This window comes from Phytoamicus setariae (genome assembly GCF_016722925.1).
Taxonomy (GTDB): domain Bacteria; phylum Pseudomonadota; class Alphaproteobacteria; order Rhizobiales; family Rhizobiaceae; genus Rhizobium_E; species Rhizobium_E setariae.
Window position 1 is genome coordinate 51,166 of sequence record NZ_JAEQNC010000004.1, and the last position, 15,689, is coordinate 66,854.

Annotated in this window: 17 protein-coding genes; 10 read left to right on the forward strand and 7 right to left on the reverse strand. The window is 59.6% G+C overall.

The annotated features are described in order from the left end of the window. Positions 1-136: 136 nt before the first annotated feature. Genes JJB09_RS07935 through JJB09_RS07945 form a run of 3 tightly spaced genes read left to right on the forward strand, consistent with a single transcriptional unit; the run spans position 137 to position 2,696 of the window. A complete protein-coding gene (locus JJB09_RS07935; protein WP_201656780.1) occupies positions 137-604 on the forward strand; it encodes a MarR family winged helix-turn-helix transcriptional regulator in 468 nt (155 codons plus the stop codon). Next, positions 601-1,311, forward strand: a complete 711-nt coding sequence (locus JJB09_RS07940) for a response regulator (protein WP_201655757.1) — start codon at positions 601-603, stop codon at positions 1,309-1,311. The genes JJB09_RS07935 and JJB09_RS07940 overlap by 4 nt, the downstream gene beginning before the upstream one ends. Then, entirely contained in the window at positions 1,308-2,696 is a 1,389-nt protein-coding gene (locus JJB09_RS07945) for an ATP-binding protein (RefSeq protein WP_201655760.1), read from the forward strand. The genes JJB09_RS07940 and JJB09_RS07945 overlap by 4 nt, the downstream gene beginning before the upstream one ends. 2 nt (positions 2,697-2,698) lie before the next feature. Here JJB09_RS07945 and JJB09_RS07950 read toward each other — a convergent pair whose 3' ends face one another. From JJB09_RS07950 to JJB09_RS07970, 5 genes are all read right to left on the reverse strand, one after another. Beyond that, complete coding sequence (locus tag JJB09_RS07950; RefSeq protein ID WP_201655762.1) at positions 2,699-3,271, reverse strand: protein-tyrosine phosphatase family protein; 573 nt, start codon at positions 3,269-3,271, stop codon at positions 2,699-2,701. 63 nt (positions 3,272-3,334) lie between these two features. After that, positions 3,335-3,676, reverse strand: coding sequence for a tRNA-binding protein (locus JJB09_RS07955; RefSeq protein WP_201655764.1), 342 nt, complete (start codon positions 3,674-3,676; stop codon positions 3,335-3,337). A gap of 10 nt (positions 3,677-3,686) precedes the next feature. Then, positions 3,687-4,505 carry a pyrroline-5-carboxylate reductase gene (gene proC, locus JJB09_RS07960; RefSeq protein ID WP_201655767.1) on the reverse strand — a complete coding sequence of 273 codons (819 nt, stop codon included), beginning with the start codon at positions 4,503-4,505 and terminating at the stop codon, positions 3,687-3,689. Continuing rightward, positions 4,502-5,002, reverse strand: a complete 501-nt coding sequence (locus JJB09_RS07965; RefSeq protein WP_201655770.1) for a type III secretion system chaperone family protein — start codon at positions 5,000-5,002, stop codon at positions 4,502-4,504. Before JJB09_RS07965 ends, proC begins: the two co-directional genes overlap by 4 nt. Before the next feature lie 370 nt (positions 5,003-5,372). Continuing rightward, complete coding sequence (locus tag JJB09_RS07970; RefSeq protein ID WP_201655772.1) at positions 5,373-5,639, reverse strand: accessory factor UbiK family protein; 267 nt, start codon at positions 5,637-5,639, stop codon at positions 5,373-5,375. A 178-nt stretch (positions 5,640-5,817) separates the two neighbouring features. Here JJB09_RS07970 and lgt point away from each other — a divergent pair, with 178 nt between their 5' ends. The 6 genes from lgt (at position 5,818) to JJB09_RS27025 (ending at position 12,682) form a co-directional block, all read left to right on the forward strand. Beyond that, entirely contained in the window at positions 5,818-6,663 is an 846-nt protein-coding gene (lgt, locus tag JJB09_RS07975; protein ID WP_425523695.1) for a prolipoprotein diacylglyceryl transferase, read from the forward strand. A 7-nt stretch (positions 6,664-6,670) separates the two neighbouring features. Next, complete coding sequence (locus JJB09_RS07980) at positions 6,671-7,768, forward strand: class I SAM-dependent methyltransferase (RefSeq protein ID WP_201655775.1); 1,098 nt, start codon at positions 6,671-6,673, stop codon at positions 7,766-7,768. Between the two features lie 110 nt (positions 7,769-7,878). Continuing rightward, on the forward strand, positions 7,879-8,679 hold the full coding sequence (gene pgeF / locus JJB09_RS07985; RefSeq protein ID WP_201655778.1) for a peptidoglycan editing factor PgeF: 801 nt from the start codon (positions 7,879-7,881) through the stop codon (positions 8,677-8,679). A gap of 2 nt (positions 8,680-8,681) precedes the next feature. After that, complete coding sequence (locus tag JJB09_RS07990; RefSeq protein ID WP_201655781.1) at positions 8,682-9,833, forward strand: M24 family metallopeptidase; 1,152 nt, start codon at positions 8,682-8,684, stop codon at positions 9,831-9,833. Positions 9,834-9,913: 80 nt separating this feature from the next. Beyond that, positions 9,914-10,651, forward strand: coding sequence for a hypothetical protein (locus JJB09_RS07995; protein ID WP_201655784.1), 738 nt, complete (start codon positions 9,914-9,916; stop codon positions 10,649-10,651). 168 nt (positions 10,652-10,819) lie between these two features. After that, complete coding sequence (locus JJB09_RS27025) at positions 10,820-12,682, forward strand: DUF4189 domain-containing protein (protein ID WP_201655787.1); 1,863 nt, start codon at positions 10,820-10,822, stop codon at positions 12,680-12,682. 9 nt (positions 12,683-12,691) lie between these two features. On the opposite strand, the gene JJB09_RS08005 is transcribed toward JJB09_RS27025, so the two are convergent. Both JJB09_RS08005 and JJB09_RS08010 read right to left on the reverse strand, forming a co-directional pair. Continuing rightward, complete coding sequence (locus JJB09_RS08005; RefSeq protein WP_246748622.1) at positions 12,692-14,206, reverse strand: AMP-binding protein; 1,515 nt, start codon at positions 14,204-14,206, stop codon at positions 12,692-12,694. A gap of 61 nt (positions 14,207-14,267) precedes the next feature. Then, a complete protein-coding gene (locus JJB09_RS08010; RefSeq protein ID WP_201655793.1) occupies positions 14,268-15,095 on the reverse strand; it encodes a p-hydroxycinnamoyl CoA hydratase/lyase in 828 nt (275 codons plus the stop codon). A 149-nt stretch (positions 15,096-15,244) separates the two neighbouring features. Here JJB09_RS08010 and JJB09_RS08015 point away from each other — a divergent pair, with 149 nt between their 5' ends. Further along, complete coding sequence (locus JJB09_RS08015) at positions 15,245-15,688, forward strand: MarR family winged helix-turn-helix transcriptional regulator (protein WP_201655796.1); 444 nt, start codon at positions 15,245-15,247, stop codon at positions 15,686-15,688. Position 15,689 lies beyond the last annotated feature (1 nt).

A 15,689-nucleotide genomic window follows, 5' to 3' on the forward strand; every position in this document is an offset into this window, starting at 1 on the left:
AACTTTTTATGTCCACAAAATCGTTTTCAGGCTAACAGGGGTTGGAATTTACGTCAATAAAGCTGACATAAATTGGGATATGATGGACCGATCGACGCGAAAGGAAGCGAATGTGGCAGCCACGCCGGAAAAGCGCATGAATCTCGAGGATGTTGTCCGCACCCCGATGAGCGACGAAGGGGCAATCGATTTTGAGATCATCGAGCTGTTGTTCTTCGCCTACCGGGATTTCATTTCCGATCCGGACGCCATTCTGGCCAAGGAAGGGTTCGGTCGCGCGCATCACAGAGTCGTCCACTTCGTCAACCGCGAACCCGGGATGACCGTCGCGGATTTGCTCGTCACGCTGAACATCACCAAGCAGTCGCTGGCGCGCGTGCTCAAGCAACTCATCGATTCCGGCTACATCACACAGATAGAAGGCCCGGACGACCGACGCCAGCGACGGCTTTACCCGACCGTGTCTGGTCGCAAGCTGGCGCTCGAACTCGCGCGTCCACAATCACACCGCATTGAAAACGCTTTTGGCGACGAACAAAATGCCATGCGCGGCGCGGTGGTCCAGTTCCTGAACGGCATGCGCGACAAGGGAGGCAGGGGATGAGCGAGGCTGGTATGCTCGAGGACGATGCGCCGCACCTGTTGATCGTCGATGACGACCGGCGCATTCGCGAATTGTTGCAGAAGTTCCTCACCGGCAAGGGGTTTCGCGTCACCGTCGCGGCCGACGCCGCCGAGGCCCGCCGCAAGCTGGAGGGGCTGGATTTCGACCTGCTGGTGCTCGATGTGATGATGCCGGGTGAATCCGGCATAGCGCTGACCAATTCGCTGCGGGAGATCCGCAACATCCCGATCATCCTTCTGACCGCGCTTGCGGAAGCAGAATCCCGCATTGCCGGCCTTGAAGCAGGCGCTGACGACTACTTGCCAAAACCCTTCGATCCGCGCGAACTCGTGCTCAGGATCAACAACATCCTCAAGCGCGCGGTCAATCCGCAGAAGCCAAAGATCGACCAGCTGATTTTCGGCCCTTTCACCTTCTCCCTGGTCAAGCGTGAACTGAAGCGCGGCGCCACCCAGATCGGGCTGACCGGCCGCGAGCAGGAGATCATGATGATTTTTGCCGCAAACGCGGGCCAGACTATCGCCCGGCATGAGTTGGCAGGAAACGGCGTCGACGTTGGCGAGCGCACCATCGACGTGCAGATCAACCGGCTTCGGCGCAAGATAGAAGACGACCCCGGCAATCCGATCTGGCTGCAGACCGTGCGCGGAATAGGATACAAGCTATGTCTGGATCAGGGCGGATGACGGAGGTGGATGCTTCCACGCGGATCGACGCAACGGCGCGGCCCCAGCATCGAGACCGGCCGTGGGAGCGGTTCATGCGCCGCAATCTGCCCCGAGGCCTGTTCGTACGGTCGTTGCTGATCATCATCATTCCGATGGTCATCCTCCAATCGGTCATTGCCGCCGTGTTCATGGAACGCCATTGGCAGATGGTGACGACCAGGCTTTCGGCAGCCGTGACGCGCGACGTAGCCGCCGTCATCGATCTGCTGGATACGTTTCCCAATGCTTCGAGCGACGCCGAGCTGATCCGCATAGCAAAGCAGCGACTCGGACTCGAGGTGGAGATCACGCCCGGCTCCACGCTGCCGGCACCGAAGCCGATACCCCTGTTCTCCATTCTTGATCGAACCCTGTCGCGACAAATCAACCAGCAAATCAGTCGGCCCTTCTGGCTGAATACGAGTGCCGACGAGAAGACCGTCGAGATTCGGATCAAGCTCGACCAGAACCGCATCCTCAGCGTCACCACCCGACGCGATCGTACCTATGCATCCAACACCCACATATTCCTGATTTGGATGGTTGGCACCTCGCTGTTCCTGATCCTTATTTCGATCCTCTTCCTACGCGGCCAGATCCGGCCGATAGAGGCGCTGACACGAGCCGCAGAGGGGTTCGGCAAGGGCCAGAAGTCCACCGATCCCTTTGTACCGCGCGGAGCCGACGAGGTTCGACGCGCCGGCTATGCGTTCCTGCAAATGCGCGAGAGGATCGAACGCCAGATCGAGCAGCGAACCATGATGTTGAGCGGCGTGAGCCACGACCTCAGGACCATATTGACTCGCTTCCGGCTCCAACTCGCCATCGCCGAAAGCATGAAGGATCTTGAAGGCCTCAACCGCGACGTTGATGACATGAACACCATGCTTGATGGCTATCTCGATTTCGCCCGTGGCGAGACGGAGGAGCAGCAAGCGGAGCTGGATCTTGGAAAGCTGCTCGATCAGCTGGAAGAAAGTGCCCAGTTGCATGGAGCGGACGTAACCACAGCCCTGGAAGGCCCGGCAACCGTGATCGTCAGGCCGGTCGCCTTTGCCCGCCTCCTCACCAATCTGGTCGCCAATGCGTGGCGGCATGCGCATAAGATCCATATCGAAGCGCGCAATTCTGGCCGGTTCCTGACCGTGACCGTCGACGACGACGGTCCAGGCGTGCCCGAAGCGATGCGCGAGGAAGTGTTCAAGCCGTTTTTCCGGCTGGATGAAGCCCGCAATCTCGATGCGTCAGGCACGGGTCTTGGCCTTGCCATCGTCCGTGACATCGCGCGCAGCCACGGCGGCAACGTGACCCTGTCCCAAAGCCCCCTGGGCGGTTTGCGGGCCACGGTCCGCGTTCCTGTCTAAAGCTAGCGGTTATAGATCTCGCAAGGCACCAGTTCGAAGAAGCGGCGCCTGAGGTTGTGCTTGTGCAGCGCATCGATGCGTTTTGGAAACCGGGCACGCATGTCGTCGAGCGGCTTCAACAACGCGCCGTCCCTGCCCCAGCGCCGATCCAGGATCTCGACGATACGGCGGTTGGGCCAGGGTTTGTTGACAATGGAAAGAAAAGCGCCGAATGCCTGCTCCTCGTAGCCGGGGCCGGCAGAGTGGGCAATCATCGAATAGGCAAAGGCGGTAGAACGCGAAATGCCTGCATGGCAGTGAACGAGGATACGCGAGTTGCGGGTCTCGACTGCAGGTCGCACGGTTTCAAACAGGCTCTCGACCAGATCAGGGAAATGGCTGGTCGTGTCAGGGTTCTCCTGGTCGCGCAACCTCGCCACGATGTGCTCGGCATCGCGTATGACAGGCACGTGCTCGTCCGCGATGCCCGGATCCAGCAAGGAAATGACATGCGTGGCGCGCCACTCCTGCGCCACTTCAGCGGCGCGTGGCAGGCAGGATACGCGAAAACGATCATGAATGGCGCTGAGCGTCATGGCCCTCTTTCCTCAATCAACTGGCTTGCCGAAGCTCTATGCCACGTTTCCGGAAAAAATGCTTCAGATAAGCTTGCGGCCGTTCGGCACGCTCAGGCCCGGTACGGCAAGTGCGACTGCGCCGTTTTCATCCTCGAAACCAAGGGTCAGGACCTCCGAGCGGAACGGCCCGATCTGGCGCGGTGGAAAATTGACGACGGCAAGGACCTGTCGTCCGACCAGCGTTTCGGGTTGATAGTGAACGGTAATCTGAGCCGACGACTTCTTGACGCCGATCTCGTCGCCAAAATCGATCAACAACTTGATGGCGGGCTTGCGGGCTTCCGGAAAGGGATTGGCTTCGACAACGGTTCCGACGCGAATGTCGACACGCTCGAAATCGGCATAAGTAATTTGTTCGGACATAGCTTCTTCGTTATCCAGCAAGTTCCTGGGCGCGATCGCGCGCGGCCTTGATCGCCGCATCGAACAGCGGCTGCATGCCGTCATCCGCCATCAGTTTTTCCAGCGCGGCGGCAGTCGTGCCTCCGGGCGAGGTGACGTTACGACGCAATTCGGCGGCTTCGCCGGGCGACTGGTGAAGCAATTCACCAGCGCCCGACACCGTAGCCCGTGCGAGACGCATGGCGAGGTCCGCCGGCAGACCGAGTTTTCGGCCTGCCTCTGCCATGCACTCGACGAGGTAGAATACATATGCGGGACCAGACCCCGAAACAGCGGTAACCGCATCGATCAGGGCTTCGCTTTCGACCCATTCGACCGGGCCGGATACCTTCAAGAGAGAATCGACCAGTGCCCGCTGGTCATCCGTGACCTTGGGATTGGCGAATGCGCCCGTGACACCCCGACCGATCATCGCCGGCGTGTTGGGCATGGCGCGGACCATGGCCGTATCGCCGAGATGCTGCGCCAGAAAAGCCAGCGTCTTGCCGGCCGCAATCGAAATCACGATAGTCTCGGGTCCGATGATTTTCCTGTAGGAAGGAAGCACCGCTTCCATCACTTGCGGCTTGACCGCCACAAAGATCACGGCTGCCGTCATACCATCCGGAGGGGCTGCGACGAACTGCAAGCCGCTGCCCTCGAACCTGGCCTTCATCGCGTCGGAAGGATTGGGATCGGCCGCAATGATGGAGGAACCCGCAATCCCGCTTTTGATCCAACCGGCCGCCATGGCGCCGCCCATATTACCGGCGCCGATAAGCACGATTGGACCATTCAGAGCGATTGTCATGCCTGCCCCACGGTTTCGAACATCACGGCGCTGACGGCCGACTGGGCATCCATACCAGACCAGACCACGAACTGGAATGCCTGATAATAGGCTTCGCAGGTCTCGAGACCATTCGACAGCATCATTTCAACCTGCCGGCCGGTCGGCTCGACGCCACCTGACAACGGTAGGGACTGACGGAAAACGATGACGTCGGCATTCTGCCAGACATCGAAATGCCCCATCAACAGTTCGCCATTGACGTGGCTCAACAGCCGGATGACTTCATTGACCCGGCTATCCGGAACCTTGAGATCAAAAGCGCAGGAGAAATGGATCGCCTCGAACTTCTCCATCCACGAAAACGAGACGGTGTAATCGGCCCACTTGCCTTCGACTGTCATGGCGATCTCGTCGTCGGCGGGGCGTTCGAAAGCCCAGTCGTTGCTATCGGCAACGAACTCGATCATGTCCACTGGATGGGACTGACGTTCGATCTTCAAATCAAAAAGGCTCATACGGCACCTGAAATGAGGAATCCTTCTCCGCTCGCGCCAAGCACTCGTGACGCGACCGGTGGAAACCGGAAACTTGATGGAATGACCCACGAAACGATTTGAGCAGCTTAACTTACGTAGCCTGCCCGGAACTTACGCAACTCGTTTCGAATCATCTTGTAAAATCAGTGTATAACGACGGAATCCGTAAACCAGTCCCGGCGCCGCAAATTTTGTTCACCGCCTCAGTCGCGGCTCTCATAATTTGATTCAAGAGAAAATCTTAAATGACTCTCTCACAATGGTTTTTCGGTGATTTCCACAGGTGGAAAACTCTCCGTATATTAGAAAGAGTCGGGCTGTGGATAAGCTTCGACAGCCCGAACCCATGTCATGCTTTGCTGGAAAGACTAGCGATTTTCGCTTCGAGTTCTGAAAGCCGTGCGGAAAGCCGATCGTTTTCGTCGCGCGCCTTCAAAGCCATTTCGCGCACAGCTTCAAATTCTTCGCGTTTAACGAGGTCCATGCCGTTCAGCCAGCGCTCTGCCTGGGACTTGAAGGCCGTCTCGACTTCCTTGCCGACGCCCTGCACCGCACCGGCCGCATCTGTCATCAGTTTGGCAAAATCATCGAGAATTCGATTGGGTCCAGTGCTCATTCCATTTCTCCCGGATCACGTTGTTTCCTGAAGTGGAGGTAAGATTTGGGCACCCGTCTTGCAAGGAAAAAGCCGCTAGCCCCGTCGCTTTTTGCGGCTCAGCACATTGCAAAAGGCTGTTAGAGGCAAAATATCATGCTATGCACCGCTCGAAATCTGACCTCCGGAGTCATCAGCCTTGACCGAAACCCTGCACGCACTGGCGATAATGCCGTTTCCTAACATCGATCCGGTCGCCTTTTCCATCGGCCCGATGGAGATCAAGTGGTACGGCATTTCCTACGTGGTCAGCATTCTGCTCGGCTGGTTTTACGCCCGCAAGATTCTTTCGACACCAAGGCTCTGGCGCAACAACCAGCCCGCAATGACGCTCACCGACATCGATGATTTCGTCTTCTGGGCCGCAATAGGCATCGTATTGGGCGGCCGTATCGGCTACATCCTCTTCTACGACTTCGCCAACGTTATCGCCAATCCGCTAAGGGCGCTGGAAATCTGGAACGGCGGCATGTCCTTTCACGGCGGCATCACCGGCACCACAATCGCCATGATCCTGTTCGCCCGCAAACGCGGTATCTCCATGTGGTCGCTATTCGATGTGGTTGCTACGGTTTGCGTGACCGGTCTGTTTCTCGTCCGCATCGCCAATTTCATCAACGGCGAACTCTGGGGCAAGGTGACAGATCTACCCTGGGGCGTGATCTTTCCGGGCCAAGAGCCTTTCACACGCCATCCAAGCCAGCTTTACGAGGCCGGCCTCGAAGGCCTGGCGACCGGCCTGATCCTCGCGTTTCTGGTGTTCTACCGCGGTGGCCTCAAGACGCCGGGCTATGTGGCCGGCGCCTTCGTCAGTCTCTATGCGCTGTCGCGTATATCGGTAGAATTTGTCCGCCAGCCGGACCCGCAGCTCGGCTACCTCCTGGGTGGCTGGCTGACCATGGGCATGTTGCTGTCGATCCCCATGCTGTTGCTCGGCATTTGGGCGATGTGGCGGGCTCGCGCCGCGTCCCCGGCAACGACCTGAGGCAACCATGACCACGCCGCTGGCCGACAAGATCAAGGCGATCATCCGTCAGAACGGACCGATCAGCATTACCGATTACTTCGCACTGTGCCTGGCAGATCCAGAATATGGATACTACAAGACCCGCGAGCCTTTCGGTCGGCGTGGCGATTTCATCACCGCCCCGGAAGTCAGCCAGCTGTTCGGCGAGATGATCGGCGTCTTCCTCGTGCAGGCCTGGCAGAAGCACCTGAAGCCGCAGCGAGCCATAAGGATCGCCGAGATCGGCCCCGGCCGGGGCACGATGATGGCGGACATATTGCGCGTGATCTCCCGACTCGCTCCCGAACTCTATCAAGGTGCCACGGTGCACATGGTGGAAACCAGCGCCAAGCTGACAGCCCTGCAGGCCGAGACGCTTGCCGCCCATACCGGCAAGATCAGCTGGCATGAAAGCTTCGACGAGGTGCCCGACGGCTTCCTGCTGCTTGCCGCCAACGAGTTTTTCGATGCGGTACCGATACGCCAGTTCGTCAGGACATCGACAGGCTTCTGCGAGCGGCTCGTGGGCATGGATGAACATGGCGACCTGGCATTCGCGGCCGGATACGGCACTGTCGATCCTTCGCTCTTGCCAATGGGGTATCGGGAGGTGGGGCTCGGCACAATTGCCGAAGTCGCCCCTGCCCGCAGCGCCATCATGCAGATGATTTCCGATCGGCTGTTTGCCAATGGCGGAACGGGTCTGTTCATCGACTACGGAAACCTCACGCCAGGTTTCGGCGATACGCTGCAGGCCGTGCTCGACCACCGCTTCGATCCGGTTCTTGCCAATCCCGGCCTAGCCGATCTGACCAGCCACGTCGATTTTGCTCCGCTTGCCGAAACCGCCCGCGCCCGCTCCATCCATATCAACGGCATGATGAGCCAGGGAGAGTTCCTGCTGGGCCTCGGAATCGCCGAACGCGCCGGCTCGCTTGGCCGCGACAAGGATGCCGCCCAACAGGACGCCATTCGCGCCGCCATCACCCGTCTGGTCGGCGCAAATGAGGGTGAAATGGGCGCTCTGTTCAAGGTGCTCGCGGTATCGAGCCCGGCAGTAGAACTTCCTCCATTTGTGCTCTGAGAGTTGACTCGGGCAAACGACCTCTGCCAACATCCCCGCAACTTGTGGCCGTTGCACCCCGAAAATCCGGGGTTTCCGTCCGAATCATCGTTGAAAGGCTACCGCCGATCATGACCCTCGCGTCACAAACCAGCCTCTCGCCAATCCTCAGCCCGCTTCTCGAACAGGCCGCCCCCAGCGGCATCCGGCACGGTTTTTTCGGCCGGCAGGGCGGAGTGTCCACAGGCATCTATCGGGGCCTCAATGTCGGCACCGGCTCCAACGACCTGCCCGAACACATCCATGAAAACCGCGCGCGCGTGGCGGGCTGGTTCAATGCCGAACCCTGGCACCTGTCGACGCTTTATCAGGTCCACTCTCCCGACGTCGTCACTGTCGAGACGCCAGACCAAGTTAACAGGCCGAAAGCCGACGGACAGGTGACGGCAACGCCGGGTGTGGCGCTCGGCATCTTGACCGCCGACTGCGGCCCGGTACTGTTTGCCGATCCCGAAGCCCGCGTAGTCGGGGCCGCGCATGCCGGCTGGAAAGGCGCCTTCGACGGTGTGCTGGAAAACACGATCGAAGCCATGGTTCGCCTCGGCGCGAACCGAAATCGCATCAAGGCCAGCCTCGGACCGTCGATATCGCGGCGAAGCTACGAGGTCGGGCCGGAGTTCGTGGAACGCTTTCTGACCCGCGATGCCTCCTGGGCACGTTTCTTCGGCCCTTCGGAGAAGCACGGCCATAGCATGTTCGACCTGCCGGCGCTGACGATCAGCCGCCTGCAAGCGGCCGGCATCGAGGCTGAAAACCTGGATATCTGCACCTATGCCGATGAAGACCGGTTCTTTTCCTATCGCCGGACGACCCATCGGCAGGATCCGGACTACGGCAGGCAGATATCAGCAATCATGATCGGGGAGTTCTAGCCATGGCACTGCATTTTTCTAGGGACGAGTTTGCCTCCCGGCTGGAACTCCTGAAGGTGCGGATGAAGGAGGAAAAACTCGACGCCCTCCTGATCTTCGCGCAGGAAAGCATGTATTGGCTGACCGGCTACGACACCTTCGGCTACTGTTTCTTCCAGAGCCTTGTGGTCAAGGCCGATGGCCAGATGGTTCTGTTGACCCGCTCGGCCGACCTCAGGCAGGCACGCCACACATCGATCATCGAGGACATCCGTATCTGGGTCGATCGCGCCAGCGCCGACCCCGCAGTGGATTTGAAGAACGTTCTGATGGATCTGGACCTGCTCGGCGCGCGCATCGGCGTCGAATACGATACGCACGGCCTGACCGGCAGGAATACCCGACTGCTCGACAACCAGTTGACGAGTTTCGGCACGATTGTGGACGCCTCCCTGGTCATCAGCCACCTCCGCCTTGTGAAAAGTGCCGCTGAGATCGAGTATGTCGAGAGAGCCGCTGCCCTTTCCGACGATGCGCTCGATGCAGCCCTATCGCTGATCAAGCCAAGCGCCAACGAATCCGATATCCTCGCAGCGATGCAGGGGGCAATCTTGTCAGGTGGCGGCGACTATCCCGCCAACGAGTTCATTCTCGGCTCCGGCGCAGATGCCCTGCTCTGCCGCTACAAATCCGGGCGACGCAATCTCGATCCGGCCGACCAGCTGACACTGGAATGGGCCGGTGTGTTTGCGCACTATCACGCACCGATGATGCGCACCGTCGTGATCGGTCAGCCGACCGATCACCAGAAGCAGCTCTATGCTGCGTCGCGGGACGCCATCGAAGCGATCGAACTGGTGCTGACACCGGGCAACACGTTCGGCACAGTCTTCGACACGCATGCAAGGATCATGGATGAGCGGGGGCTTGCGCGCCACCGGCTGAATGCCTGCGGCTATTCGGTCGGCGCGCGGTTTTCACCGTCATGGATGGAGCACCAGATGTTCCATGCCGGCAACTCCGAGCCAATCCTGCCGGGCATGACGTTGTTCGTCCATATGATCATCATGGACTCCGATACCGGTACTGCCATGACGCTGGGCCAGACCTACCTGACAACGTCAGACGCGGTCAAAAGCCTGACGCGCCATAGCCTCGACATGATTGCAGTGTGAAATTTCGATCCGGAATTGACAGACAACGCCAGAGGATGTTCAAAGTCTTGCACGAAAAACGGAGCCGGGAGACGGAAATCATGCGCGCGCATCCATCGAGATTTGCCGCGGCAATGCTTCTGTTTGTTCTGGCCGGCTGCAATACCACAGATGCGTTGACGCCGCAGGCCGACATACCCAACGCCAGCAATCAAGACCAGCAGAACAACGCTGCTTCCGATGGTCAAACGGTTCAGAACGATGTTGCTGACAACACCACGCAACCGATGAACCAGGTCGCCACCAACGGTCGTGCACCGCAGAATACGCTGGAAGCACAGGCGCAAGCTCTCGAGCGCGGCGAGGAGAACCCGTCGCTGACCAGAAGCGAAAACACATCGCTGGGTGCCAACCTCTACAAATCCAACAGCGAAGCCAAGCCGGTCAGCAGCCTCTACGCCGCCAACACCGCCAAGGGTTCGATACGCTTCCTGCCGATCATCGGCGCCCCCGTTCAAGCCGTGACGCCGCTTTCCAAGGAACTCGGTAACACAGCACGTTCGAATGGCCTGTCGATAAAGCCGTCGAGCGACGCTTCGGCGGAACACGTACTCAAGGGCTATCTCTCCGCATTCAGCGACGGCAAGAACGTCACTGTCGTCTATGTCTGGGATATCCTCGACAATGGCGGTGCTCGCCTGCATCGAATTCAGGGCCAACAGTCGGTACCGGGAAAAAGCTCCGACGCCTGGGCTTCCGTCCCCCCCGAACTGATGCAGCAGATTGGTGTCGAAACCATCGCCGAATACATCAAGTGGAAGGACGCGCGGCAGGGTTGACCGACGCGTCCCGTCCATTGAGACATCGATAAGATCAGCGACTGGTGCGCGCCTTCGCGCCGTCAAGCACAAAAGATTTTCTACCCGTTAACATTGTCCTAATCTTGCCAATGTGCGTGTTTAGAAGCGCGAGCCAAGGGGCACACGGCATTATGGAGCTGAGCAAACGTGACGGAACTAACAGTCAAGAATGACACCGCGACCGGTGCGGCGATCATCGAAATCAAAGGGCTGACGACCAGCGATATGCGCTTTCGGCTTTGCGACCTTTCGGCCGACAAGTATCTCGGCAAACGTGGGTGGACAAAGCAGCCAGCCAATCTGCCCGCCAGGGTCTCGTTTTCCGAGGACCTTGTTACACTGACGCTCGAGCCCGAGACGGCCAATCGCATCGTTGAACGAGCCAGTCTGACCCTGGAGCAGCCGACGTCAGGCTTTCGAGAGACATTCGTCTGGCCCGAAGCCGAAATCCCGGTGCTGTCCAGCGAGGACCTCCCCCCTCTGGTTCCATTCCCCGAAACCTCACCTGCCGTGTTGCCCGACCTTTCAGCCGAGCCTGCCGTCGACGTGGAGAAACCGGCAGAGCCCGCGATGGCAATACCAGCACGTGAGCCGGAAGAAGCCACTGTTACCGATGACGAAGTTCGTCGCCCCGATTTCTCCGGTCTCGTGCTGGAAGATCCCGGACATTCGTCGTGGTTGCCGACAGCGGTCGCAGCCGCACTGTTTTTCTTGCTGGGTATCGGGCTCTCCTATCTCTGGCTCGGTTCCGGTGAACAGGAGCGCATGCAAACCATCGCCAAGGCTGCTGAAGTTCAACAGCACAAAGTTGGCGATCTGAGTGCCGCACGAGACGCTGCACTGAAAGCAGTTGCCGACAAGGAAAGCGCGCTGCGCGACCTCAAGCAGAAGCTGACCACGGCAAGGGCAGAAGTCGCGACCATGCGGAATGAGGGCGGCAAACAAGCCGACGCGCGGGTTGTGGAGCTGACGGCGACGGTCGATACATTGACGGAAGCCCGCGACGAAGCCCTCAAGGCCGTTGCAGACAAGGATGCGACCGTCAAGGATCTCGAGGAGAAATTGTCGACTGCCACGGCGGAAATCGAAGCCGGCAAGCAACAGGCCGGCAAGGCTGCTGAAGAACAACAGGCAGCATTGTCGGAGAAAACCGATACGTTGTCCGCTGCACTCGACAAGGCCAAGGCAGACATCGCTGAACGCGACCAGACACTCAGGGACACGCAGGCCAAGCTTTCGGTCGCCAATGTTCAGATCGATGCCCTGAAGGGTGTTGCAGGCAAGGCTACCGCGGTCGACCTTGAAAAGGCTTCGCTGGAAGACCGGATTGCCCAGCTGACCGCGGATCTCGATGCTGCAGCCAAGACTGTCGCCGCCAATGAGAAGGCCGCCGCCGACGCTAACCAAAAGCTCAAGGCCAGCGATGAACGGCTTGCGACGATGACTGCAGAGCGACAGAACGACCCCGGCAGTGCATCAACCGGCGCCGATCAGGACGAAGCTGCGGCGCAGTTGAAGAAAGAGCGGGACATCTACGAGCAGGAACTGGAAAAGCTGACCCAGAATTTCACCGTTCTGAAGAAGGAAAAGGTCGAGCTGGAACAGCAGATCGCAACCCTGCGCAAGGACATCCAGGGGGCAAAGAACCCTGCAACTGACCAAGCCGGGCAGGCTCAGGTGGCCAGCGTCTGGGGCGCGACTGCCATCGACGACAGTGGTGCGATTTTCGCCGTCAGCAACCAGGCAACGAAAAAGGCAGCACAAAACGGCGCGGCAGCCAAGTGCCAAAGCCAGTCGGGCTTTGGCTGCATGCCACTGACGGCCTACCGCAACAGCTGCTTCAGCGTCGCCCGGTTCGAAGGCGAAGGCCCGGCAATCGACAACTACGCCTTCTCGACCGATTCGAACTGGAAGCGCTCTGCTGCCGAGGCGTTGGGGCGTTGCGAGCGGATGGGGCAGGCTTGCACCGTGCGTTTCACCGCCTGCTCTCCGGAAAACCTGTCGAAGTAAGCGAGCCGGTCACGGTGTCGTCGCACTCGATAGCCCTAGCCGCTTCAACTCGTTCTTCAAAACCTTCCCCGCGCCGCTGCGGGGAAGGTTTTCAATCCGAACATAGTCCCTTGGTATCTTGTAGCGGGCGATCAGCCCTGCACAATGCGCCACCAGCGCTTCGCTTGCGACAGCGCAGCCTGGCCTGAGCACTATGAATGCACGGCCGACCTCGCCCCATTTCTCATCAGCCACGCCGATCACAGCGGCATCAAGAATGGATGGATGCGCGTTCAGCGCGGCTTCGACCTCGACGGGATAGACGTTTTCCCCACCTGAGATGAACATGTCCTTGCGGCGGTCGACGATGGTGACAAAGCCGTCTTCGTCACGTCGTGCAAGATCGCCTGTCTTTAGCCAGCCATCTGGTGTAAAGGCCTTTGCCGTCTCCTCGGGCCGGGCCCAATAACCGGGCGTAACATTCGGCCCCGCCACCAGGATTTCGCCAACCTCCCCCGCACCGACATCCATGCCGGCCTCATCGACGATACGCATGGTCAGACCCGGCGCAGGTAGCCCGGCCGATCCGGCTTTCGCATCAATGAGGGCGGGGTCCAGCGGCATGCCCAGAAGCGTGCCTGCCTCCGTCATGCCGTAGCCATCGACCATGCGCACGCCCTTCCCCAGCCACCAGCGGATATTGGCCGGCGGATTGGGTGCGCCGCCGGTGAACAACGCCTTCAGGCTTCGCCAGTTTTCCGGCGCGAAATTCGCCGCGCCGCGCAACGCCTGCGCCATCTGCGGCACGCAGAAATAATGGGTGACCCCGAATGCGGCATCCGCCAACCGCGCATTGGTTGTCATCGGATCGAAAGCGGATGAGACCAGCACGGTGCCGCCCTGCAGCAATGGCGAGTGCATTGATGTAATCAGCCCGATGATATGAAACATCGGCGTATCACAGAGAAACACGCTGCCCTGCCCGACCTGCCCCAGCACGCCAAAATTGACGGCGGTGGCAAATACATTGCGCCCGGTAATCACCACACCTTTCGGTCGCCCCGAGGTGCCCGATGTGTAGAGTATGATGTTGGGCGCATCGGCTGGAGGCAGCGGTTGCGCAGCCGCAGGTGTTTCTCTCGCGACGGCCTCGCGAAATTCCGCAACGGCAATGTCCTTGCAACCGCGCGGCAAAATCATCCCCGCAATGTCTTCATCCGTGACCAGCAGGCTGGGTGCGCAGCCTGCGAGAATATCGGCCTGTTCGGGTCGCGACAGACGCCAGTTGATCGGCACGAAGATTGCCCCGGATCGCATCGCCGCCTGCTGCAGCATCAACAGATCGGCGCTGTTGCGGGCAATCGCCGCAATCCGCTGGCCGGGCTCGACCCCAAGGCTGGCAAGCGCAGAAACCGTCCGCTGGATCGCGCCGTTGAACTGCCGGTAGTTCCACTGCCGACCAGTGGCCAGATCGACACAGGCGAGCTTTTCCGGCTGCGCCTGCGCATATAGCGCCACGGGGTCGGGCGTTCTCCACTCGGGCATTCCCATCCTCCCAGTTCTATTTCGACATCGACCGGCGCGTCTCTCCTTCACGCCGGTAGTGTCAATCCTTCCGCGACTTGTCGTAGGCGCCGAGGCCGGGCTTGTAGGATTTCTCGTCGATGAACTGACGGATGCCTTCCTTTCGACCTCCGTCATCGTGGAAATTGGCCGCCTCCTGTGCGCGCACAAGATAATCTTCGGCATTGTCGTAGGTCATTTCAGCCACACGACGGATGGCATCCTTGGTGGCCTTCAGCGCCACCGGGTTCTTGCTCAACAGTATCCTGGCAATCTCGGTGACGCGCTCCTTGAGCTGTTCGAGCGGCACGCTTTCATTGACGAGCTTCCAGGCCGCAGCCTTCTTGCCGTCGATCAACTCGCCGGTCAGCGCGTGGTACATTGCATCCCGCATCGACAGCAGATCGACGACGACCTTCGTCGCACCGCCCCCAGGAAGGATACCCCAGTTGATCTCAGACAGCGCAAACTGCGCTTCGTCAGCGGCGACAGCCAGATCACACGCAAACAGCGGGCCGTAGCCGCCGCCGAAGCACCAGCCATTGACCATGGCGATCGTCGGTTTCTGATACCAGCGCAGCCTGCGCCACCAGCCGTAGGACTCGCGTTGCGCCTGGCGCACCGCACCCTGCCCCCTGACTTCGGTCTCACGGAAATACTCTTTGAGGTCCATGCCGGCGGACCACGCCGCACCCTCGCCTGACAGGACCAGTACGCCGACGTCACCGCGAAATTCCAGCGCGTCCAGCACTTCCATCATCTTGCGGTTCAGGTCCGGATTCATCGCATTGCGTTTGTCCGGCCGGTTGAAACGCACCCAGGCAATGGCGTCCACTACCTCATAGGTTACCGGATCCTCGGTCTTGCCCATCGTAATCCTCCCGTCCTGCGTTGAGAAAGCCAGATGAAATCCCGTTCTCATCCATGCTAGTTCTCACCAGCCGCTTTCATTGCGGCACTCATATAGCTATATTATATAGCAATGTTTCTTTTGCAAGGCAATGAATGGAGGCCAGATCGATGAGCCAGAACCTGTCCGTCAAGCTTGATGATCTGATCGGTTACAACATGCGCCGCGCCTCCGCTTTCATGCTGGGCGATTTCGGCGTCATGTTTGCCGATACACCACTGCGGCCAACCAGCTTCAGCGTCGCCTGCGTGATCGGCGAACAGCCGGGCATCACCTCGGCCGAGATCTGCCGCATTCTCGGCCTGCAGCGGGCAAACATCGTGACGCTGCTTGCAGAACTCGACAGCATTGCCGCTATCCTCCGTGTCGATGACAATGAGGATCGACGTATCCAGCGGCTCTATCTCAGCGACAGCGGCAAGGCAGACCTGGCGATATGGCGCGACATGGCCCAGCATCACGAAGACCGCGTCCTCAAGCGTCTGAGCGAGCGCGAACGCGCCGACTTGCTCGATATGCTGCGCCGGGTCTGGCGCGATGACAATGGAGAATGAA

Bases quoted from the DNA above. Each gene is read 5' to 3' on its own strand.
- JJB09_RS07940 (WP_201655757.1), top strand. From the start codon at position 601: ATGAGCGAGGCTGGTATGCTCGAGGACGATGCGCCGCACCTGTTGATC.
- JJB09_RS08010 (WP_201655793.1), bottom strand. From the start codon at position 15,095: ATGGGCAAGACCGAGGATCCGGTAACCTATGAGGTAGTGGACGCCATT.
- JJB09_RS07955 (WP_201655764.1), bottom strand. From the start codon at position 3,676: ATGTCCGAACAAATTACTTATGCCGATTTCGAGCGTGTCGACATTCGC.
- JJB09_RS07945 (WP_201655760.1), top strand. From the start codon at position 1,308: ATGACGGAGGTGGATGCTTCCACGCGGATCGACGCAACGGCGCGGCCC.
- JJB09_RS07965 (WP_201655770.1), bottom strand. From the start codon at position 5,002: ATGAGCCTTTTTGATTTGAAGATCGAACGTCAGTCCCATCCAGTGGAC.
- JJB09_RS08005 (WP_246748622.1), bottom strand. From the start codon at position 14,206: ATGCCCGAGTGGAGAACGCCCGACCCCGTGGCGCTATATGCGCAGGCG.
- JJB09_RS07970 (WP_201655772.1), bottom strand. From the start codon at position 5,639: ATGAGCACTGGACCCAATCGAATTCTCGATGATTTTGCCAAACTGATG.
- JJB09_RS07995 (WP_201655784.1), top strand. From the start codon at position 9,914: ATGCGCGCGCATCCATCGAGATTTGCCGCGGCAATGCTTCTGTTTGTT.
- pgeF (WP_201655778.1), top strand. From the start codon at position 7,879: ATGACCCTCGCGTCACAAACCAGCCTCTCGCCAATCCTCAGCCCGCTT.
- JJB09_RS08015 (WP_201655796.1), top strand. From the start codon at position 15,245: ATGAGCCAGAACCTGTCCGTCAAGCTTGATGATCTGATCGGTTACAAC.
- JJB09_RS07935 (WP_201656780.1), top strand. From the start codon at position 137: ATGAATCTCGAGGATGTTGTCCGCACCCCGATGAGCGACGAAGGGGCA.
- JJB09_RS07990 (WP_201655781.1), top strand. From the start codon at position 8,682: ATGGCACTGCATTTTTCTAGGGACGAGTTTGCCTCCCGGCTGGAACTC.
- JJB09_RS07950 (WP_201655762.1), bottom strand. From the start codon at position 3,271: ATGACGCTCAGCGCCATTCATGATCGTTTTCGCGTATCCTGCCTGCCA.
- proC (WP_201655767.1), bottom strand. From the start codon at position 4,505: ATGACAATCGCTCTGAATGGTCCAATCGTGCTTATCGGCGCCGGTAAT.
- JJB09_RS07980 (WP_201655775.1), top strand. From the start codon at position 6,671: ATGACCACGCCGCTGGCCGACAAGATCAAGGCGATCATCCGTCAGAAC.